Here is a 19,172-nt window from a genome sequence, read left to right on the forward strand (position 1 = left end):
TTTAAACTTTAATAATTTATTTGAGATTCTTAGCAATAATCAGTTTAACTGACTATTAAATAGCTGGTTGAAAAATAGTAGAAGAGAGGGCGGGCAGAACTAATTTTAAAAAGAACAGTTGGTGTTGGGTTCCACTTTATTCTTTTGTTTTTTTGGAGTTGGTTTTAAAGTTAACGTTGAATAAATTCTGTGAGAGATGTAAAAAATGGTACTGTTTCACTTTCTGATGGATAAACAATGCATTATCACATCTTACGTTCTTAGCAGAAAAATAACTTACAATTTTTGATACTTTTATTTCTTCAGAAATGGTAGGTTTTAAATTCGTATAATTTATTTCTCTGTTTATGATATCTTTAATATTTTAACATAATTAAAGGTATATACTTAATTTTTTGATTTAATTTTTTTATCTGTAACTAACCTAAAAAGTCGTTAAATGACATTTTTTGATGTAAATATTACCTCAAAAAAAATTTTTTTAACTCTTTTGAATCTATTTTGACTTTTGATGTAAACTTTTTTTTCTAGAAATTTTCACAGAGGATTTTTGTGTTTAAGTAATTGATTATCAGTAATTTAATTTTTTTATGTGTATTTTTACACAAATCGATTAAGTGTTGGGTTTACTAGACGAAATACCTTATCTTAAAAAAAAGGAAGAATTTCGTTTCAAAATGTTAATGTTTTACGAATTATTTATTCTTGTTAAAATTTCTATTAATTGTTAACAGAAATAAAAAATCAATCGGTATTAAAATAACTTTTGTAAATTAGAACTTAATAAAAATCGTAGCCTCGATGTTGAGGTTTCAAACCTTTAGCCTATGAAAAATTTAATTTTAATACGTCATGCAAAATCAAGTTGGGAAGCTCCTTTGAAAGATTTCGACAGGCCGCTTATGAAGAGAGGAATTAAAGATGCCCATGAAGTTTCAGTAAATATTTCAGACTACCTTCCTAAAACCTATATAATTTGGAGCAGTACAGCAGCACGTGCCACAGAAACGGCGCTGATTTTTGCCCAAAATATTTCATACCCTATTGAAAGCATCGTTTTTAAAGATGAATTGTATACTTTCGATGTTAAACAATTGGAAAAGGTTATTAAATCATGTGATAATAGTTTAGAAAGCGTTATTCTTTTTGGACATAACGAGGCTATTACAAATTTTGTTAATAAATTTGGAGATGTTTTTATTGATAATGTCCCAACCTCTGGATTTGTATCGCTGCAATTTGACTCGGAAAGCTGGGATGGCATTGATAAAGGCAAAACACATAAAACAATTTTCCCCAAAGATTTAAAATAATTAAAGTGTACGAACAGAAATATATCGATAGAGAAAAAAGCTGGTTAGCGTTTAATGCAAGAGTGCTTCAGGAAGCGGCAGACAATACCGTTCCTCTTTTAGACAGACTGCGTTTTGTTGGAATTTTTTCAAACAATTTAGACGAGTTTTTTAGAGTTCGGTACGCTGCAATTAGAAGATTAAGTCTTTCAGGAATTTCTGGAGAAAAATATTTAGGGGGTATTTCTGCTCATCAGTTAATTAAAGATATTACCGAAATCGTAATTCAGCAGCAATCTGAAAGTTTGCGTATTTTAGGAAATATTGAATCAGAGCTTGAATCTGAAAATATTTTCATCATTAACGAAACACAAATTACGCCAAAACAAGAATGTTTCCTAAAGGATTTCTATATGCAGAAGCTGAGTCCTGAACTGGTAACAATCATTTTGAATGATCTTGCTGTCTTTCCGGTCTTAAAAGATACTTTAGGATATCTGGCTGTTCGTTTAGAATTGGCAAATGACGAAATTCGTTATGCTTTAATTGAAATTCCTAAAAATATCAATCGTTTTGTCGTTCTTCCTTCAGAAGATGAAAAACAATATGTCATTCTTATTGATGATGTAATTCGTTACAAATTGAAAAGCATCTTTAATATATTTGATTTTAAAAGTGTTTCGGCACACATGATCAAAATTACTCGTGATGCCCAATTGGATATCGATAGTGATTTGAGTAAAAGTATGCTTGAAAAAATTGCGACATCTGTAAAAGACCGTCGAATTGGAGAACCAGTTCGTTTTATTTATGACAGCCAAATTGAAGAAGATACGCTGCATTTCTTTTTAGATAAAATGAAAATTGTTGAAACCGACAGTATTATTCCCGGAGGTAGATATCACAACCGCCGTGATTATATGAGTTTTCCAAATCTTGGACGTTACGATTTGCTGTACAAACCAAATGAGCCTATGCCTGTTCCCGGCTTAAGTCTTGATGGAAGTATTTTAGAAAAAATCTCTAAAAAAGATTATTTGGTTCACGCTCCATATCAGTCATTTTCATATTTAACCAAGTTTTTGCGTGAAGCCGCTTTAGATCCAAAAGTAACCAGTATAAAAATTACCTTATACCGTTTGGCAAAAAACTCGCAGATTATCAGTTCGTTAATAAATGCGGCTAAAAATGGTAAAAAAGTTGTGGTTCAGATTGAACTTCAAGCACGTTTCGACGAAGCTTCAAATATTTCGTATGCAGAACAAATGCAGACAGAAGGTATTGAGCTAATATTTGGAATTAAAGGCCTTAAGGTGCACAGCAAAATATGTGTGATCGAAAGATTAGAAGATGGAAAAAACCGTCGTTACGGATTTATTTCAACCGGAAACTTTAACGAGTCTACAGCTAAAATTTATACCGATGTTACGCTTTTAACCTGCCATCAAGGAATTTTAAAAGATACTTCAAAAATATTTGAATTTTTCGATATCAATTACCGAGTTCACAGATACAAACATTTGATTGTGTCACCTCATTATACAAGAACGAAATTCATCAAATTAATAGATCGTGAAATTCTTCACGCTTTGGCAGGAAGAAAAACACATATCAAATTAAAAATGAATAGTTTGTCTGATTTTAAAATGATAGATAAACTATACGAAGCAAGTAATGCCGGTGTCAAAATCCAGCTTCAGGTAAGAGGAATCTGTTCTTTGATTCCGGGAATACCAGGAATGAGTGAAAATATCGAAGCGATAAGTATTGTCGATAATTATTTAGAACATTCAAGAGTGTACATTTTTGGAAATGCCGGTTTAACCGAAGTTTATATTTCGTCAGCCGATTTCATGACCAGAAATCTCGACGGAAGAGTAGAAGTTACCTGTCCAATTTACGATCTTGAAATCAAAAAAGAATTAATTGATAACTTCAATCTTGCCTGGAAAGGAAATGTAAAAGTAAGATATCATTCGTATAAATTAGATAATAAGTATAAGCCAAAAAACAATCATGCCCCATTTAGAGCACAATTTGAGACCTATAAATATTATCAGAATAAGGCAGCGGTTCTCGAAGAAGTTCCTCAAAAAGTAAATTAATAACTAAAACCAATTTCAAAATCATAAAGTGAGCATGATTAATATTAGGAAGTTTGCAGCAATAGATATCGGATCAAATGCCATGAGGCTTCTGATTTCCAATGTTGTAGAACAAGAAGGTAAAGAACCGCAGTTTAATAAAAGTTCGTTAGTTCGTGTACCAATCCGTTTGGGACAGGATGCCTTTACTGTTGGAGAAATTTCTCCTGAAAATATAGACCGAATGGTAGATGCTATGAAAGCATTTAACCTTTTAATGAAAGTACACAAAGTTGAACGTTATATGGCATTTGCAACTTCTGCAATGCGTGAGGCATATAATGCCAAAGAAGTTGTGGCTTTGATCAAGAAAAAAGCCGACATTAAAATAGAGATTATCGACGGTAAAAAAGAAGCTGCAATTATTGCTTCTACAGACTTGCATCACTTAATCAAATCAGATGAAACGTATCTTTTTGTAGATGTGGGAGGTGGAAGTACTGAGTTTACACTTTTTTCTTCTGGTAAAATGATCAATTCAAGATCTTTCAAGGCCGGAACAGTTCGTTTGCTGAATAATATGGTGCACGATGTAGTTTGGGATGAAATCGAAAAATGGATTAAAACCAATACTGCAGATTATGAAGAAGTTACTCTTATTGGATCTGGAGGAAACATCAATAAGTTGTTTAAAATGTCTGGAAAGCAACAGGAAAAACCGCTTTCGTACATATATATCAATTCGCAATATGCTTTCTTAAATTCATTGACTTACGAGCAGAGAATTTCCGAATTAGGTTTAAATTCCGACCGCGCCGACGTAATTATCCACGCAACAAGAATTTATCTTAATGCGATGAAATGGAGTGGGGCACGCCAGATTTATGTTCCTAAAATAGGGCTTTCTGATGGTATCGTAAAAGCAATGTATTACGGTAAGATTTAATTTTTTTAGCCACGAATTCACGAATTATTTTTAAATTTTCACTTGTGAATTTGTGGCGAATATTTTTATAATGAAATCAATTTTCCAGTCCATTCAGGATTTTTCTGCCGATGAATTAAATCTCTTAGATGATTTAATTACGTTTCGAACTTTGAAAAAAGGAGAGCTTTTATTGACTGAAAATCAGATTTGCAATGAAATTGTATTTATAAAAAAGGGAATTCTTCGTTCCTTTTTCATCAATCATAAAGGCGACGAAATTACCAATTGTTTCGCTTTCGAAAATGAATTCATGGCATCTTTTGCCAGTTTTATAACCCAAGAAAAAGCCCAAGAAAATATTCAGGCGCTTGCCGAAACCGAATTGCAGATTTTAGATCGTAAAGGTTTAGAAAAACTGTATCAATCTGGATTTAACTGGCAGGAAACAGGCCGGAAATTGACTGAAATAGAATTCGTAAATCTCCATAAAAGAATGGTTTCTTTTCAAAAACTATCAGGTGCAGAACGTTACGAAGAATTGTATCAGAATCATCAAAAATACCTACAGTTAATTCCACTGCAATATTTAGCTTCCTATCTAGGAATTACACCAAGACATTTAAGCCGAATTCGTAAAGCTATTTTATAATTTTTTCTCTTAAACTTCTTCGTTGTTTGCATTAAAAATCTATGCAAATGTTAACAATTTTGAATCTGCTTTATGTGCTAAATCTGCGAAAAAAACGAATAGGACATTTGTCTAGTAAAATAAATCGTACAAATCATATTTTTGTAAAAACATTGATATGAAAAAAATACTGATTATAAACGGACATCCTAACGCCGAAAGTTTCAATTTCGGAATAGCCGAATCTTATAAAAATGGCGCTTTAGCTTCTGGTGCTCAAGTCGAAACTATTACAATTGCAGATTTACACTTCAATCCCAATTTAAAATTTGGATATCAAAAACGAACCGAATTAGAACCTGATTTGTTAGAATCTTGGGAAAAAATAAAAAAAGCAGATCATTTAGTTTGGATTCATCCCGTTTGGTGGGGTGGACTACCAGCTATTACAAAAGGTTTTATAGATAGATTGTTTCTTCCAGGAATGGCTTTTCAGTATCGTGAAAATTCCGTTTGGTGGGATAAGTTGCTTAAAGGAAAAACAGCTCATATCATTACCACTTTAGATCAGCCAGGATGGTATTATAGATTTGCTTTTGGAAGACCAAGCGTAAACCAATTAAAGAAATCAACACTAGAATTCTGTGGTATAAAACCTGTAAAGGTCAATTATATCGGAATCATTAAAAATTCTACAGAAGAACAAAGAAAAAAATGGCTTGAAAAAGTCTACAATTTTGGACTTCAAAATAAATAAATAAATGTAATGCCGTAAATTTTCCGAATTTCCGCTAATTCTTTATTGGTTAGGAAATTATCATTTTGTATAAATCGTGAAATTTATTGCTAATGCAGAGATTAATCTTTTAAATCTAATCCAAATGTAGTTCGTAAAAGTTCAATGTTTGGATTGATTTCTAAGAAACGATTGTAACGATCTTGATTGTTATAGCTTCTTTTCATTTCGATAGTTTCGTTTACAACTACCTCGATTGTAATGTCGTGATTGTGCAAATGACCTTTTAGATGCCCTAATAATCCATTCATCTGGCTTTCAAATTCAAGTTTAGAACCTTCATTTGGAAGCTCATAAGTAATTTTAGTTCCATCCAAAACCGGATCATTGATAAGCAGGATAGATTCCATGATCTTTAACCCTTTTTGACCTAAACGTTCGGCATATTTGTTCCAATGAAGAAGCATATCAGTTTCATTGAACGGTTCAGTTGGTAAAACAGAAGAAGGTCTGATATAGGATTTACTGTTTTGTTCCATTTCTTTTTTCTTGCGAATACTAGCAAGAGAAAAAGCAGAAACTTTTGGTGTTCCATCTAACTCTGTCTTTAGAGTTGCTGGAGTCTCAACTTTTGGAGTTTCAACAACTTGTTCTTGTGGTGGGATTACGGTTTTATTTTCAGTTACAGCAGATTCAGTAATTTGATTTTCAGCTGTAACAGAACTTTCAACTTTCGGTTTCTGGTTTTGAACTTCAACAATAGAATAGCCGCCGTTTTTAAAATAAACGGGCGGAATTATGAATTGCTCAACTTTTTTTTTTCTCCATCAAAGTTGATAGAGGCCAATTGCATCAAGCATAACTCAACTAATAGACGTTGATTTTGGCTCAATTTGTATTTTAAATCACAGTCGTTTGCTAAGTCAATTCCCTTTAGTAAAAATTCCTGTGAACATTTCTGAGATTGTACCGCATACATTTGCTGTGCCTGTTCTCCAACTTCAAGTAAAGCTATAGTCGAAGGCGTTTTGCTTACTAACAAATCTCTAAAATGAGAAGCCAGTCCGGCAATAAAATGATGTCCGTCAAACCCTTTGGCAAGAATGTCGTTGTATGCAATCAAAAGATCTGGGATTTTAGCATTCAGAATCAAATCAGTAACCGAGATATAGGTTTCGTAATCTAAAACGTTTAGGTTTTCAGTTACGGCCTGACGTGTTAAGTTAGTTCCGCAATAAGAAACTACACGGTCAAAAATAGACAAAGCATCACGCATAGCTCCGTCCGCTTTTTGAGCGATAATATGCAGAGCATCATCTTCAAAACTGATTCCTTGACTTTCTGCAACATCAGCCAAATGTTCTTTGGCATCTTTTACAGTAATTCTTTTGAAATCAAAAATCTGACAGCGAGATAAAATCGTTGGAAGGATTTTGTGTTTTTCTGTTGTTGCTAAAATAAAAATAGCATGTTTTGGCGGTTCTTCTAATGTTTTCAGAAAAGCATTAAAAGCGGCCGAAGACAACATATGAACCTCGTCAATGATATATACTTTGTATTGTCCGGTTTGTGGTGGGATTCGAACCTGATCGATAAGATTACGAATATCATCAACCGAGTTGTTTGAAGCAGCATCTAACTCAAAAACGTTAAAAGCGAAATCTTCAGTGGGATCGTCATATCCTGGCTGATTTATTTTTCTTGCCAGAATACGAGCGCAGGTAGTTTTACCAACTCCACGCGGTCCAGTAAACAAAAGAGCAGAAGCTAAGTGGTTGGTATCAATAGCGTTCAACAAAGTGTTTGTAATGGCTTTTTGTCCCACGACATCCTTAAACGTCTGCGGGCGGTATTTACGTGCCGATACTACAAATTGTTCCATATTCTCTTTTTATTCGATAGCAAATATAGGCTGAAAATTACCAAATCACAAATCTGAAAATCATAAATATTGGACTGTTTTTTCGAGTGGTTTGAATGTGAGGAAGTAACACTTTTTTATTTTAATTCACAGAAAGCTGTATTTTTACTTTAAGAAATAAACGTAAAACAAATTATTAGATTTAATAATGTCATAAAGAGTAAATGAAAGCTTTAAAACCAATTCTTTTCGTTTTAGTTTTATGTGTTTTTTCAAAATCCATATTACAAACTATGAAATCAAGCCAGACTAATTTTCTAAAAATAACCAATCAATTTTCGATAGATGATTTCGAAAAAGTCCGAGGTTTTATTTTAGAAAAAGGACAGCGAAAAACCTATCGAAATTACGATAATCATAATCCGTATTATGATTTTAAGAAGTTCGAAGCCTATTTGGGAGCTGATATCGGACAGCAGAATATCAATAATGATCCTCAGTTATCAAATTTCAACGAGCTTACCTTAAAAGATGATAATCAGTATTATAAAATTCTGATTGTTAGAAAAGGAGATATTCAGGCTTCTAAAAAAGGAATTTTAAACGGAATGCAGGAAAACGAAACTTATTATGTTGATGCTTATCAGAAAACCATAAAAGAGATTCCTGATGTATTATTAGGTTATTTTGATTTGCTTCAAAATATAAAGTAAGATTTCAGGAAATATTACCAAAAATGGGTAACTTTACATTTGCTAAATAAATGTATTATGGGAAAGAATACCTCAATATCGCTTGGGAATCACTTTGAAAGTTTCATTGAAAATAGTCTTAAAGATGGAAGATTCAAAAATGCGAGTGAAGTTGTTAGGGCTGGACTTCGTCTTTTAGAAGAAGAGGAAAATAAGCTGATGGTTTTAAAGAAGTCTGTTAAAGACGGTATTGAGAGTGGAAGAAATGAAAACTTTGATCCTAAAAAACATCTGGCAAGTTTAAAGGCAAAGAGAAATACTAATGGCTAAATATTATTTAACCAACAAAGCAGTTGAAGACTTAGAAGATATTTGGAGTTATACGTATGATGAGTGGTCAGAAAAAAAACAAGCTGATAAATATTATCTTTTGCTTTTAAGTTCCTGTCAGGAAATTGCCGATAATCCAGAATTAGGTAGAAAATACGATATAGTAACTCCCAATTTGTTAGGCTATAAATCAAATCAACATATCCTTTTCTATCACATTATTTCTGAGAACGAAATTGAAATTATCAGAATCCTCCATGGAAGAATGGATTTAAAAAATACGCTTTAAGCTTTTACTTGTATTAGTAATTTGAGTTAAAATACCTCATTTTACTGGAAAAAATATAAAAGCTAAAATACCATCCTGTAATTTTATCTCTCCTAATCTGTTTAATTTTAGATGATTAATTATTAAAATAAATCATTATGAAAATTAAATCAATCGTATTAGGAATGGGACTTGTTATTTCGTTAGTATCATGTGCTCCTAAAGATGCCGATATCGAAAGAACAATTAGTGAAAAATTAAGCGATACACCCGAAATTAAAGTTACTGTACATGAAGGTGTAGCGACTATCGTTGGAGCTTGTGACGACGAGGCTTTCAAAAAAAATATCGAACGTACTGTAAAAGCTACTAAAGGCGTTAAAACAGTAGTAAACAACTGCCAGATTCCCGATCCAAATGTAGAACCAGCAGCAGCTGCCGTTATTATTAATTCTGATGCCGATCTGGATAAATCAGTTGGAAAAGTTGTAAAATCGTATGACGGAGTCAGTGCTACTGTCGTGGGGGGTGTGGTAACACTTTCGGGCGAAATTGAAAAAGAAAAGCTGCAATCTTTAATTCAAAGTATACAAGAATTAAAACCAAAGAAAGTAGATAATAAACTAATCATAAAATAATCAAGTTATGAGTTTGCAAGATAAATACAGAGAAGTAACAGATTTAGCTTCTGAATTAGGAATAACAAATTTACAAGTAAGGGAACAAGACAATGTGTTGTATATCGATGGAACAGCAGAATCTGCAGCGGATAAAGAAAAACTGTGGAATGCGTATAATAAAATAGATCCTGAATTCAGATCAGCAGATGTGGTTATGAATATCGATGTTACACAGCATGTTTCAAGAGAATACACGGTTGAAATAGGAGATTCGCTTTCTAAAATTGGAAAAGCTTACGGAGTTTCATGGCAGGATATTTTCGAAGCGAATAAAGATATTATTTCCAATCCTGATTTAATTCAGCCGGGATGGAAATTAAAAATACCAACAGTCTAATATATTGGCAAATACCAATAAAAAAAATCCAAATTCCAATTATGCAGCTGCAAATTGGAATTTGGATTTTTATTTTCAAGCTTCGGATTGGATTTTTAAAAACTATCTTCCCCTAATGCTTAAATCAAATAAAAACTTAGCTGTTTCCAGATCAGAATCTGCTGAAAAGCCGGCAACATAGACCCCTTTTTTGCCTGAAGTGGATTTAATTCCGTATACAACTGCCTCATCCGCCGGGTCTGATTCCCCTTCGTATCGATACACATGAACAATTTCAAATTTCTCAGGATTCTTTTTAATCTGCTCGCAGTTTCGATTAAAGTCAAACGTAAATCCTTTTTCATTCAATTGATCTAAAGCTTTTGAAACAGTTGCGTAATGATACATTCTTTTCATGATAACTGAATTTAATAATTATAGATTTTTAAAGATAACTATTTTAAAATTAAAAAGTTATGATAAATTTCATAAAATCGGAAATTTAAATTCAATATAGTTAAATGATAAAATTGTACTTTTGCCGCGCAGACCGCCTTATCGTCGTCCCGATTCATCGGGAGGGAGGAAAGTCCGGACACCATAGAGAAGCATAGCGGGTAACGCCCGTCGGTTCTCTCGTTTTTAGGAACGAGAGGATTAGGACAAGTGCAGCAGAAAGTATGTACAGGTAATGCTGTAGTGAAACCAGGTAAACTCTATGCGGTGAAATACCAAGTATATCGGCATTTAAGGGCTTCTCGTTCGTTGCCGAAGGGTAGGTAGATTGAGTTCAGCAGTAATGCTGAATCTAGATAAATGATAAGGTATTGTCTTGTTGCAGAACGAGGCAAGAACAGAATCCGGCTTATAGGTCTGCTTTTTTTATTTATATTTGTGAACTGACTAACCATTTCATGAATATAACCATTCCCAATTCTTCTCCTAAAAAGAAGAAAAGCCTTTTTAAAACCATCATCACAAATCTTACATTCTGGGTTTTAATAGCTATTATTGCCGGTATTTTACTCGGGCATTTTTCTCCTGAAAATGCTGTAAAAATGGAATTATTGGGTAAAAGGTTTATCGATTTAATCAAACTTTTTATAGGTCCAATTATTTTCTTAACCATTGTTTTGGGAATTTCCGGAATGGGAAATTTAAAGAAAGTGGGTAGAATTGGAGTAAAGGCACTTGGATATTTTGAAGTTGTTTCGACGGTTGCACTCGCAATTGGTGTTGCCATTGCCTATTTATTTCAGCCTGGAAAAATTGACAAATCAGGATTGTCGATTGGAGATGCAAGTCAGTATACAAATGGAGCTTCAAAAGATTTCTCGTGGATTGAATTCTTCCTATCCAATTTTACTTTGCAAGTTTTACTAGCTGCAATCGTCTGCGGAATTGCCTTAAATTTTTATCAAAAAAGAGAACAAACCATTTTGGTTTTAGAGCGATTTTCAAATGTTGTTTTTACAGGTTTAAAATACGTCATGTATCTCGCTCCAATAGGTGCTTTTGGAGGAATGGCGTATACAATTGGTAAATTTGGTTTGGCAACCTTAATTCCGCTTGGTAAATTAATGCTATGCGTATACGTAACAATGGCACTGTTTGTTTTTCTAGTTTTAGGAAGTATTTTGAAATATTATAAAATAAGTATCTGGTCTATTTTAAAATATATTAAAGAAGAACTGTTACTCGTTTTAGGAACATCTTCTTCAGAAGCTGCACTGCCCAGTATTATGGTCAAACTTGAAAAAATGGGCTGTAGTAAATCAGTTGTGGGATTGGTGATTCCAACTGGTTATTCATTTGACCTTGATGGAACTTCAATTTACCTTTCAATGTCGGTTATATTTTTAGCACAGTTATACGATGTGCATTTAAGTTTTTTTGAAATCCTAACCGTTATCGGGATTTTAATGATTACTTCAAAAGGTGCGGCAGGAGTAACTGGAAGCGGTTTCATTGTGTTAGCTTCAACCTTAACAGCATTGCATAAAATTCCGGTTGAAGGATTGGCTTTTTTATTGGGCGTTGACAAATTTATGAGCGAAGCCAGAGCTATTACCAATTTAATTGGAAACACAGTCGCAACCATTATAATTTCAAAAACAGAACGAGATTTTACTGAATTGAATCTTGAACTTATTTCGGAGTAAATTTTTTAATGGCAAAGGTTCAAAGCTGCCAAGTAAAATTCTTTGAGTTCTTTTCACCTTCGAACCTTTGCCTCTTAACTATTAAGCTTCATCTTTTGTAGTTCTCACCAAGCTAATGCCTGACATGAAAAAGACGATTCCAAGTATTCCATAAATAACTAGTGATTTAATATCTCTTGTTGCTCCCGATGTGCCGGCAAAAATCACGGCAGTATAAATAAGTCCTACAATTCCGAGGATTGTCAATAATCCACCGAAAAATCTTTTTAGGTTCATGATTTTAAAATTTAAAGTTCTCTAACAAATTTATATTTAGAAACTTTAATACTTGTTATACAATTGTTTATGAAAATTATATGATTTGCAGAATGTTATTTCTGAATCTTAAATTCCAAACCAATATTTCGAACACTTTCGATCTTGATTTTAGGATCTGAATTGAAATATTTTCGAAGTCTGCTGATAAAAACATCCATGCTTCGTCCTGAAAAATAATCGTCTTTTTTCCAAACCGACATTAAAATTTGATCTCTTTTCAGAAGCTGGTTATGGTTTAGATATAAATATTCAATAAGAGCCGCTTCTTTTTCGGTAAGCTGCTGCACATGATTTTTATTGTTGAGTGTTAACCTTTCGTTATCAAAAACATACGAACCAATTTCAATTATATGAGTTCCGCTTAAACTTCTCTTTTGTTCAATTCTCTTAAGTATATTCTGCAGGCGCAAAACCAGTTCATCAACTTCAAACGGTTTTGCGATATAATCGTCGGCACCAAGTTTTAATCCAATAAGTTTATCTTCTTTTAACTTTCTAGCTGTTAGAAAAATAAAAGGAATTTCGGGATTGATGGTGATTATTTTTTCAGCCAAAGAAAACCCGTCCAATTTGGGCATCATGACATCAAAAATACAAATATCAAAAGTCTTCTTTTTAAAATAGTCTAACGCTATTTCTCCATTTTCTGCCCAGATTACTTCGAATTCATGCAGTTCTAAATATTGCTTTAAAATGGCCGCAAAATCAAAATCGTCTTCGGCTAAAAGTAATTTTTTCAAAATAAAGAGAATTAAACTTTTAATAAAATAGTAAACTGAGCTCCTTTTCCTAAATCGCTGATAACGTTTACAGAACCCTGATGCGCTTTTACAATTTGATCTACATAATACAATCCTAATCCTAAACCTTTGGTATTGTGAAGATTTCCTTGTTCAACACGGTAAAACTTCTCAAAAAGCAGTGCCTGTTTATTTTTAGCGATACCAATTCCGTTATCTTCAAAACTAATTGAGAATTGTTTTTCGATAATTTTTGTGGTTATAGTTATGGTATTCGAACCATATTTCACAGCATTTTCCAAAACATTTAAAAAAGCAGTTGTGACATGAAATTTATCTAGAACTAAAATTGTATTCGAAGTTTTAAAATTGGTTTTAATGTCAATTTTCGGAAATGCAAGTTTAAAATCATTTACAATAGAAAGCAGAAAATCTTCGGCTTCAATTTTTTCTTTCTTCAGTTCGATTTCATTTTCCGCTAGAGAATTGGCCATAACCTGATCGATCAAATTCTGAAGACGATTATTCTGGCGCGAAATTGTGTTGACAATAGCATTGAAATTTTCATCATTTTCGCGAATGTTTTTCTGCTCCAGAATTTTGGTTGAAATTCCCAAAGTGGCCAGCGGCGTTTTCAATTCGTGTGTAATATTATTGATGAAATCTGTTTTTACATCGCTGACTTTCTTCTGTTTAATCAACGCCTTAATGGCAATTACAAAAAGACTTATAAGAGTTGCGATAGACAATAAAGACAAAATAAGAATAAAAGTCATTCGTCTTAAAATGATCATTTCCCAATCAATTACCGAAACGTACATCGAATCTTCGGTCAATAATTTATACTCTTGATTTTCAAAAGTTCCGTTTGTCGTTCCCACATAACTTCGAACCAAAAAAGCATGATTTAACGAAGCCAGATTTCCGTATAATTTATTCTGGATAAAAGGTTTTTCAGAAAAAATAGTATCTGCTTTTTGTGTGTTTTTGTACAAAATGAATTTGTTTAAAACAATCGCAAAATCAATTTTAAAACTAGGTAAATCCCTTTCGAATTTTCGCCGAAGCTGTTCTGTTATGCTACTTTGATATTCGTTTTTTAGAACACCGTTTTTAAGATCCAGTTTGGTCTTTTTTCCTTGAAAATAATTCTCAGAAAGTGTTTTGTATAAAATCTCTTTTTTAGAAACCAACGCCGAATCGATATCACTATAATTATTCGTGATCCGTGCAATTTCGTTTTTAATCTGCGTATGAAACTGCGCCACTTTGTAATCGTAAGCGGTTTTTACCAAATAACATTGCACAGTAGTCAGAACAATAAGTGCAGCTGCCGAAAATGCTATTAATAAATTTATTCTTCGTTTCATATTCATTTGAAATTTGGTTTCAAAAATACGGCTTTTACGAAACAAAAGGCAGATTAACGCTGCATTAACCTTCGATTAACTTTCGGAAATGGTTTTTCAAAGCACTTTTGCAGCAACTCTAATCCAATTTCTTTAAAAATGAATATTTATCTGCCCATGAAAATTATTTTGGCATTCCTGCTTTTTTGTTTGTCATTTTTGGCAAAGGCGCAAAACGAAACGCCAAAAGATTCTATTTCAAATGAATTAAACGAAGTCGTAATCCATCAGAATAAAAAAACATTTACCAATTCAAACGGAACTATAAAAGTTGATGTCGCTAATTCGGTTTACAATTCAGTTCCTAATCCGGTTGAATTACTTTCAAAACTGACTTTGGTGCAAGTAAGTTCAGATCGGGAAACCATTTCGATTGTGGGAAAAGGAAATCCGCTTATTTATATCGACAATCAAAGAGCTGGAATGAACGATTTAAATGCTTTGGCTGTCGCCGATATCAAAACGATTGAAATCATTCAGAATCCTTCTTCTAAATACGAAGCTGAAGGTCGAGCCGTAATTCTGATTACTAGAAAACTTAGTAAAAAAGACAGTTTTAAAACCGATATTTTTGAAACTGCTTCTTTTAAAAAGAACTATAATAATTATTTAGGTTTTAATTCCAGTTTTAAAAAGAATAAACTCGAATGGAAAGCCAATTTCAATTACAATAAATTAGAACCGTGGGAAAATCACAGTATTGCCTATCAGATTCCGCAAGCTTCAATTGTTTCTGATTATGATGTTACGGCGCTTACAAAACGAAATCAATATATTTTTGGCGGCGGTTTGTTTTATAAAATCAACGATGAAGATTATTTTTCGATTAATGTAAACGGCAAAAGCCAAAATGATACTTTCGATATCAATACTTTCACCTTCAATAAAAATCAAAATCAGGAAAATCACGTTTTTACTTTTAGTGATAATACAAGCGAAAAGAATTTCATAAATTCATTTTTGAATTATTCCAAAAAGATAAAATCCATTGATACAAAGCTTTTTATTGGAATTCAAGGATCAAACTTTAATCAACATTTATGGAGTTTAGTTGAAAATAATTTCAATGAAACAAAATTAGAATTGTCGCAAAACCGTGATCAGAAATTTAATGTTGATGTTTTTTCGGGAAGAATTGATTTAGAAAGAAAATTTAAAAACGAAATGCTTTGGGAATACGGTGGATTATATTCGGCTGCAAAATCGAAATCAGATTATGATGTTTTTGATTATGATAAAAATGAAACGACAAGTTTCGATTACAATTTTAGAGAATCAAATTTAGCAGCTTATTCTCAGCTTTCTGGTAAAATTAAAAAAGTAGATTTCTCTGTTGGATTACGAGTTGAAAATACCAATGTAAACGGAAAATATAGCACAGAAAGTACAGCTTTGGTCGATAAAAATTATACCAATCTTTTCCCAAAAGCGCAGTTTTCATTTTCGATAGACAGCACAAAAAGTGTGAGTGTAGATTATTCTAAAAGTATTTCGAGACCCAATTATTCTTCGTTAAGCATGATTGGAGTGTATATAAATCCATACTTTATTTATGGCAGCAATATCAATTTGGGACCGACATTGATGGATGTTGTTTCTACCGTTTTTCAATATCATGACACTTCTTTAAAATTGACATTGTACAAAAACAAGAATTCAATTTATCAGGATTTCTCATTTGACAGTCAGAATAATGTGCTGACTTTTACTGAGAAAAATTTTCAAAAAGAATCGGGTTACAATATCGAATTAACACTTCCGTTTACGCATAAAATCTGGAGTGCTACAAATTCTTTGGTTTTTTCGAAGAATAAAATTGAAGACGATTCGGCATTGTTTACTTCGTCAAAACCGTATTTGTATTATTACTCCAATAATACTTTTAAACTTCCACAAAATTTTACTTTCGTTTTGTCATTTTGGGGATCAACCAAGCAGAAAGAAGGTGTTTTTGAACGAAATGCCAAATTGATTTTTGATTTGTCGCTTGCGAAATCTTTCGGTAAAAACTGGAATTGTACACTGAATTATAATGATGTTTTCAAAAATACCATTTATACAGAACGATTTACGGTAAACAATGTGAGTTCAAGAGCTCGATATTTGGTAGATGCCAATGAACTTTCTATTACACTTCGTTATTCTTTCGGAAAAATAAAAGATTCAGCATACAAAGAAAAAAAGGTTAACGAAGACCAGAATCGAATTAGATAAATCCAATTAAAAAAAGTCCAATTAAAAAAAATCCAATTAAAAAAAATCCAAATTAAAAATTCCAAATTCCAACTCTAATGCTTGGAATTTGGAATTTAAAAGTTGAAAACTTTAGAAGGAAGTTATCCTTCGTCTTCTTCGTCTTCGCTTATTCGTAACTTTAGACTTCTATTGAAAATTTGTGCGAAAAGGTCAGCGTAACATGGTAATAAGCCAAGATCAGCGAGTCGAGTCTCGATCACATTAGCAACTTTGACATGCTCGGAATTTTCAGCATAAAAAGGACCATCAATTTCACTGATAATGATAGTTCCCTCGGTGCCGTTTAGATCTTTGACATGCTTAATCATTCGTGCTTCTGGAACCTGTTCGATTTCGATTCGATTTGGTAGATAGAGCATCCAGCCTACACCTGAGTGACTAGGGAATAATTTCAAATCAGCGGAATAGGCGAATGGAGCAGCTTCTGCAATCTTGAGAGGCCATATCTGTAAAGCATCTTCAATAATTTTTACTACACAATCATAGTGTTTTAGACTGGAAATTTCATCGGATAAGAACGATACATCGCTAACTCCCATTGTATTATACATTAAAGTAAGTGCAGCGCTTCCATCTCCTTCGCGACCATTCCAAACCCCGACTGTTCGAATCATGTCATCACGATCGTTTTCAAGGTCAATCGCTCGCTGAGAAACCCTGTCATTTTCGAAAGCTGGGGAAAGAAGCGATTTCTTAATGCTCGATGCCGATGGATACCATTCATGGATTGGCAGGTCGTTTTGTGAAAAACTAAGGCATAATTTTCTCAATTGCTCAAACTGTACATCTACCGGGGGAAGCACCTTTTCAGACAATGCAAAGATAAATTTAAGTTCTAAACTAAAGTAATGGGCTAACTTATCAGAGTTCTTCGTCATCATCGGTAGAATTCAGTTCGAAGAAACTGAAGTACGAACCACCGTAACTTTTCTGAAACGAAAAATTACTTAAATGATCCAGTTTGGTATATTTTGAATGTTCGATAATCATCATTCCATCCTCAGAAAGCAATTCTCTTTCAAAAACTGTCAATACAATTTTTTCAAAAGTGGCCTGGTCAAGACCATAAGGCGGATCTGCAAAAATGATATCGTATGAAGTTTTACAGTTTTCTAAAAACTTAAAAACATCGCTTTTGGTAGCTGCAATATCAAAATCAAATTCAGATGAAACTTGTTTGATAAACTTTACACATCCAAAATCACCGTCGATTGACGTAATTGGTGCGCTGCCGCGTGAAGCGAATTCGTAACTTATATTTCCGGTTCCCGAAAACAAATCCAAAACCTTTAAACCGTCAAAACTAAAATGATTATTCAAAACATTAAATAATGCTTCTTTACTCATGTCAGTTGTAGGTCTTACAGGAAGGTTTTTTGGTGGAAAGATCCGACGCCCTTTGTATTTGCCTGAAATGATTCTCATGATTGAAATAAGATATAATGTTTTTGATTTTGAGCTGTTGTATAATGGTTTTTCTCTTGTAATGCACTTACGTCAAGAAATGAAACGTTGCGAATGTATTTGTAAGCAATTTCGAAAAAAGGATCATTTTCGGTAATGGTGCCTAATAATTCAAGATGGAAAATTTCAGGATTTAAATTAAGCTGTTCAGCAGTGAAAAGTACATAATAAATGAAATCTTCTGGTTTTTCATATTCAAACGAATTGAATAATAAAAGTTTTTGGTTTTGAACGACTATGATTTCAAAATGATCGGGATTAAAATTCACAATCATTTTTTTATCATCATTGTTTTTTGAGGCTTCCAAGATTTTTTCAACCAAAATACTGTTTACATGTTTGTAATCAAATGAACCAACTGTATCGATTAGAAAATTGTTGATATTGATGTACGGAATATAAACCGAGTGCATTTCGTAATTTGAAATCGTATCGTAAGTAAAAAAATCAGTATCAAAAACTTTAGTAGTGTACTGAAGGTAACTTCCCAAATAATCTTCATCAAACAAAGCAGCTGGTACAAAAGTCGAAAGGTTATTGCTGTGAATGACTAAAATATCATCGTACGTTTCTTTTAACTCAGGATATTTTTTAAAAGCATCGGCATACAATTCTTCGATTTTGTTTTGTTTCTGCTGGGTATCAAATACAACTTCATTAAATGCAGTTATTGTATTGTTTAAAGTATCAAAACAGCAAAATGAAAATCCATTCAGTGAAACTTGAATCGAAAGTTTTTTATAATTTTTTGAAGTGATATTTGTGTTGTGTAATGACATATTTGATTTACAATTCGTTACCAGCGCTGAAAAATAAAGAATTTTAGACGACCACAAACTTACAAATTAAAAAGGAACAATTATAATTGCAATTTTAAAAATCAATATTACAAAAAGGTTATCCAAATATTATTTTTGTATTATTAAACTTATCTTTTTTAACTGAACCTTATAAATGATATAAGTTCGTTTCATTTCAATCTGTAAAATTTAAATCATTTATATTTAC

General features: G+C 32.6%; 21 protein-coding genes and 1 other RNA gene. 13 read left to right on the forward strand and 9 right to left on the reverse strand.

The window, feature by feature from the left end; genetic code table 11:
* Positions 1-827 precede the first annotated feature (827 nt).
* The 5 genes from P2W75_RS20040 to P2W75_RS20060 all read left to right on the forward strand — a co-directional run bounded on the left by P2W75_RS20040 (position 828) and on the right by P2W75_RS20060 (position 5,689).
* Entirely contained in the window at positions 828-1,313 is a 486-nt protein-coding gene (locus P2W75_RS20040; RefSeq protein WP_207295478.1) for a histidine phosphatase family protein, read from the forward strand.
* Between the two features lie 5 nt (positions 1,314-1,318).
* Positions 1,319-3,397 (forward strand): polyphosphate kinase 1, encoded by a 2,079-nt coding sequence (gene ppk1 / locus P2W75_RS20045; protein ID WP_276381824.1) that lies wholly within the window; start codon positions 1,319-1,321, stop codon positions 3,395-3,397.
* A 34-nt stretch (positions 3,398-3,431) separates the two neighbouring features.
* Positions 3,432-4,322 carry a Ppx/GppA phosphatase family protein gene (locus tag P2W75_RS20050; protein WP_276381825.1) on the forward strand — a complete coding sequence of 297 codons (891 nt, stop codon included), beginning with the start codon at positions 3,432-3,434 and terminating at the stop codon, positions 4,320-4,322.
* A gap of 70 nt (positions 4,323-4,392) precedes the next feature.
* Positions 4,393-4,953: a Crp/Fnr family transcriptional regulator gene (locus P2W75_RS20055; RefSeq protein ID WP_207295481.1), complete on the forward strand. Its 561-nt coding sequence runs from the start codon at positions 4,393-4,395 to the stop codon at positions 4,951-4,953.
* A gap of 157 nt (positions 4,954-5,110) precedes the next feature.
* Positions 5,111-5,689, forward strand: a complete 579-nt coding sequence (locus tag P2W75_RS20060) for an NAD(P)H-dependent oxidoreductase (protein ID WP_207295482.1) — start codon at positions 5,111-5,113, stop codon at positions 5,687-5,689.
* A gap of 101 nt (positions 5,690-5,790) precedes the next feature.
* Here P2W75_RS20060 and P2W75_RS20065 read toward each other — a convergent pair whose 3' ends face one another.
* The gene (locus P2W75_RS20065; protein WP_207295483.1) at positions 5,791-6,207 is read right to left on the reverse strand and encodes a DNA polymerase III subunit gamma/tau; all 417 of its coding nucleotides are present in this window, start codon (positions 6,205-6,207) and stop codon (positions 5,791-5,793) included.
* A gap of 257 nt (positions 6,208-6,464) precedes the next feature.
* Positions 6,465-7,550 carry a DNA polymerase III subunit gamma/tau gene (gene dnaX / locus P2W75_RS20070; RefSeq protein WP_276381826.1) on the reverse strand — a complete coding sequence of 362 codons (1,086 nt, stop codon included), beginning with the start codon at positions 7,548-7,550 and terminating at the stop codon, positions 6,465-6,467.
* A gap of 272 nt (positions 7,551-7,822) precedes the next feature.
* Between dnaX and P2W75_RS20075 the strand changes: the two genes are divergently transcribed.
* From P2W75_RS20075 to P2W75_RS20095, 5 genes are all read left to right on the forward strand, one after another.
* On the forward strand, positions 7,823-8,242 hold the full coding sequence (locus P2W75_RS20075) for a hypothetical protein (RefSeq protein WP_276381827.1): 420 nt from the start codon (positions 7,823-7,825) through the stop codon (positions 8,240-8,242).
* A gap of 57 nt (positions 8,243-8,299) precedes the next feature.
* Entirely contained in the window at positions 8,300-8,551 is a 252-nt protein-coding gene (locus tag P2W75_RS20080; protein ID WP_207295487.1) for a type II toxin-antitoxin system ParD family antitoxin, read from the forward strand.
* Positions 8,544-8,840, forward strand: coding sequence for a type II toxin-antitoxin system RelE/ParE family toxin (locus tag P2W75_RS20085; RefSeq protein ID WP_276381828.1), 297 nt, complete (start codon positions 8,544-8,546; stop codon positions 8,838-8,840). Before P2W75_RS20080 ends, P2W75_RS20085 begins: the two co-directional genes overlap by 8 nt.
* A gap of 137 nt (positions 8,841-8,977) precedes the next feature.
* Positions 8,978-9,457, forward strand: coding sequence for a BON domain-containing protein (locus P2W75_RS20090; RefSeq protein WP_207295489.1), 480 nt, complete (start codon positions 8,978-8,980; stop codon positions 9,455-9,457).
* Positions 9,458-9,464: 7 nt separating this feature from the next.
* Positions 9,465-9,836, forward strand: coding sequence for a LysM peptidoglycan-binding domain-containing protein (locus P2W75_RS20095; protein WP_207295490.1), 372 nt, complete (start codon positions 9,465-9,467; stop codon positions 9,834-9,836).
* A 102-nt stretch (positions 9,837-9,938) separates the two neighbouring features.
* Here the strand turns inward: P2W75_RS20095 and P2W75_RS20100 are convergent, their stop codons facing one another.
* Complete coding sequence (locus P2W75_RS20100) at positions 9,939-10,232, reverse strand: hypothetical protein (protein WP_207295491.1); 294 nt, start codon at positions 10,230-10,232, stop codon at positions 9,939-9,941.
* A gap of 125 nt (positions 10,233-10,357) precedes the next feature.
* On the opposite strand from P2W75_RS20100, the gene rnpB reads away from it, so the two are divergent.
* Both rnpB and P2W75_RS20110 read left to right on the forward strand, forming a co-directional pair.
* An RNA gene (rnpB, locus tag P2W75_RS20105) (RNase P RNA component class A) lies at positions 10,358-10,699 on the forward strand.
* A gap of 30 nt (positions 10,700-10,729) precedes the next feature.
* Positions 10,730-11,977 carry a cation:dicarboxylate symporter family transporter gene (locus P2W75_RS20110; RefSeq protein WP_276381829.1) on the forward strand — a complete coding sequence of 416 codons (1,248 nt, stop codon included), beginning with the start codon at positions 10,730-10,732 and terminating at the stop codon, positions 11,975-11,977.
* An 81-nt stretch (positions 11,978-12,058) separates the two neighbouring features.
* On the opposite strand, the gene P2W75_RS20115 is transcribed toward P2W75_RS20110, so the two are convergent.
* The 3 genes from P2W75_RS20115 to P2W75_RS20125 form a co-directional block, all read right to left on the reverse strand.
* Complete coding sequence (locus tag P2W75_RS20115) at positions 12,059-12,253, reverse strand: hypothetical protein (protein ID WP_207295492.1); 195 nt, start codon at positions 12,251-12,253, stop codon at positions 12,059-12,061.
* A gap of 95 nt (positions 12,254-12,348) precedes the next feature.
* A complete protein-coding gene (locus P2W75_RS20120; protein ID WP_276381830.1) occupies positions 12,349-13,035 on the reverse strand; it encodes a response regulator transcription factor in 687 nt (228 codons plus the stop codon).
* 11 nt (positions 13,036-13,046) lie between these two features.
* A complete protein-coding gene (locus tag P2W75_RS20125) occupies positions 13,047-14,405 on the reverse strand; it encodes a sensor histidine kinase KdpD (protein ID WP_276381831.1) in 1,359 nt (452 codons plus the stop codon).
* 138 nt (positions 14,406-14,543) lie between these two features.
* Here P2W75_RS20125 and P2W75_RS20130 point away from each other — a divergent pair, with 138 nt between their 5' ends.
* Positions 14,544-16,658: an outer membrane beta-barrel family protein gene (locus P2W75_RS20130; protein ID WP_276381832.1), complete on the forward strand. Its 2,115-nt coding sequence runs from the start codon at positions 14,544-14,546 to the stop codon at positions 16,656-16,658.
* A gap of 122 nt (positions 16,659-16,780) precedes the next feature.
* Here P2W75_RS20130 and P2W75_RS20135 read toward each other — a convergent pair whose 3' ends face one another.
* From P2W75_RS20135 to P2W75_RS20145, 3 genes are read right to left on the reverse strand one after another with little or no spacing between them, the layout of a single operon-like run.
* On the reverse strand, positions 16,781-17,581 hold the full coding sequence (locus P2W75_RS20135) for an Imm52 family immunity protein (protein WP_276381833.1): 801 nt from the start codon (positions 17,579-17,581) through the stop codon (positions 16,781-16,783).
* Positions 17,562-18,125, reverse strand: coding sequence for an RsmD family RNA methyltransferase (locus tag P2W75_RS20140; RefSeq protein ID WP_207295515.1), 564 nt, complete (start codon positions 18,123-18,125; stop codon positions 17,562-17,564). The genes P2W75_RS20135 and P2W75_RS20140 overlap by 20 nt, the downstream gene beginning before the upstream one ends.
* Positions 18,122-18,943 (reverse strand): DUF3822 family protein, encoded by an 822-nt coding sequence (locus P2W75_RS20145; RefSeq protein WP_276381834.1) that lies wholly within the window; start codon positions 18,941-18,943, stop codon positions 18,122-18,124. Before P2W75_RS20145 ends, P2W75_RS20140 begins: the two co-directional genes overlap by 4 nt.
* Between the last annotated feature and the right edge of the window lie 229 nt (positions 18,944-19,172).

The sequence above is a fragment of the Flavobacterium sp. H4147 genome, assembly GCF_029360735.1.
GTDB lineage: Bacteria > Bacteroidota > Bacteroidia > Flavobacteriales > Flavobacteriaceae > Flavobacterium > Flavobacterium endoglycinae.

Excerpts from the sequence above, each read along its gene's own strand:
- P2W75_RS20040 (WP_207295478.1), top strand. The coding sequence starts at position 828 with ATGAAAAATTTAATTTTAATACGTCATGCAAAATCAAGTTGGGAAGCT.
- P2W75_RS20050 (WP_276381825.1), top strand. The coding sequence starts at position 3,432 with ATGATTAATATTAGGAAGTTTGCAGCAATAGATATCGGATCAAATGCC.
- P2W75_RS20055 (WP_207295481.1), top strand. The coding sequence starts at position 4,393 with ATGAAATCAATTTTCCAGTCCATTCAGGATTTTTCTGCCGATGAATTA.
- P2W75_RS20060 (WP_207295482.1), top strand. The coding sequence starts at position 5,111 with ATGAAAAAAATACTGATTATAAACGGACATCCTAACGCCGAAAGTTTC.
- P2W75_RS20065 (WP_207295483.1), bottom strand. The coding sequence starts at position 6,207 with ATGGAACAAAACAGTAAATCCTATATCAGACCTTCTTCTGTTTTACCA.
- dnaX (WP_276381826.1), bottom strand. The coding sequence starts at position 7,550 with ATGGAACAATTTGTAGTATCGGCACGTAAATACCGCCCGCAGACGTTT.
- P2W75_RS20075 (WP_276381827.1), top strand. The coding sequence starts at position 7,823 with ATGAAATCAAGCCAGACTAATTTTCTAAAAATAACCAATCAATTTTCG.
- P2W75_RS20080 (WP_207295487.1), top strand. The coding sequence starts at position 8,300 with ATGGGAAAGAATACCTCAATATCGCTTGGGAATCACTTTGAAAGTTTC.
- P2W75_RS20085 (WP_276381828.1), top strand. The coding sequence starts at position 8,544 with ATGGCTAAATATTATTTAACCAACAAAGCAGTTGAAGACTTAGAAGAT.
- P2W75_RS20090 (WP_207295489.1), top strand. The coding sequence starts at position 8,978 with ATGAAAATTAAATCAATCGTATTAGGAATGGGACTTGTTATTTCGTTA.
- P2W75_RS20095 (WP_207295490.1), top strand. The coding sequence starts at position 9,465 with ATGAGTTTGCAAGATAAATACAGAGAAGTAACAGATTTAGCTTCTGAA.
- P2W75_RS20100 (WP_207295491.1), bottom strand. The coding sequence starts at position 10,232 with ATGAAAAGAATGTATCATTACGCAACTGTTTCAAAAGCTTTAGATCAA.
- P2W75_RS20110 (WP_276381829.1), top strand. The coding sequence starts at position 10,730 with ATGAATATAACCATTCCCAATTCTTCTCCTAAAAAGAAGAAAAGCCTT.
- P2W75_RS20115 (WP_207295492.1), bottom strand. The coding sequence starts at position 12,253 with ATGAACCTAAAAAGATTTTTCGGTGGATTATTGACAATCCTCGGAATT.
- P2W75_RS20125 (WP_276381831.1), bottom strand. The coding sequence starts at position 14,405 with ATGAAACGAAGAATAAATTTATTAATAGCATTTTCGGCAGCTGCACTT.
- P2W75_RS20130 (WP_276381832.1), top strand. The coding sequence starts at position 14,544 with ATGAATATTTATCTGCCCATGAAAATTATTTTGGCATTCCTGCTTTTT.
- P2W75_RS20135 (WP_276381833.1), bottom strand. The coding sequence starts at position 17,581 with ATGATGACGAAGAACTCTGATAAGTTAGCCCATTACTTTAGTTTAGAA.
- P2W75_RS20140 (WP_207295515.1), bottom strand. The coding sequence starts at position 18,125 with ATGAGAATCATTTCAGGCAAATACAAAGGGCGTCGGATCTTTCCACCA.
- P2W75_RS20145 (WP_276381834.1), bottom strand. The coding sequence starts at position 18,943 with ATGTCATTACACAACACAAATATCACTTCAAAAAATTATAAAAAACTT.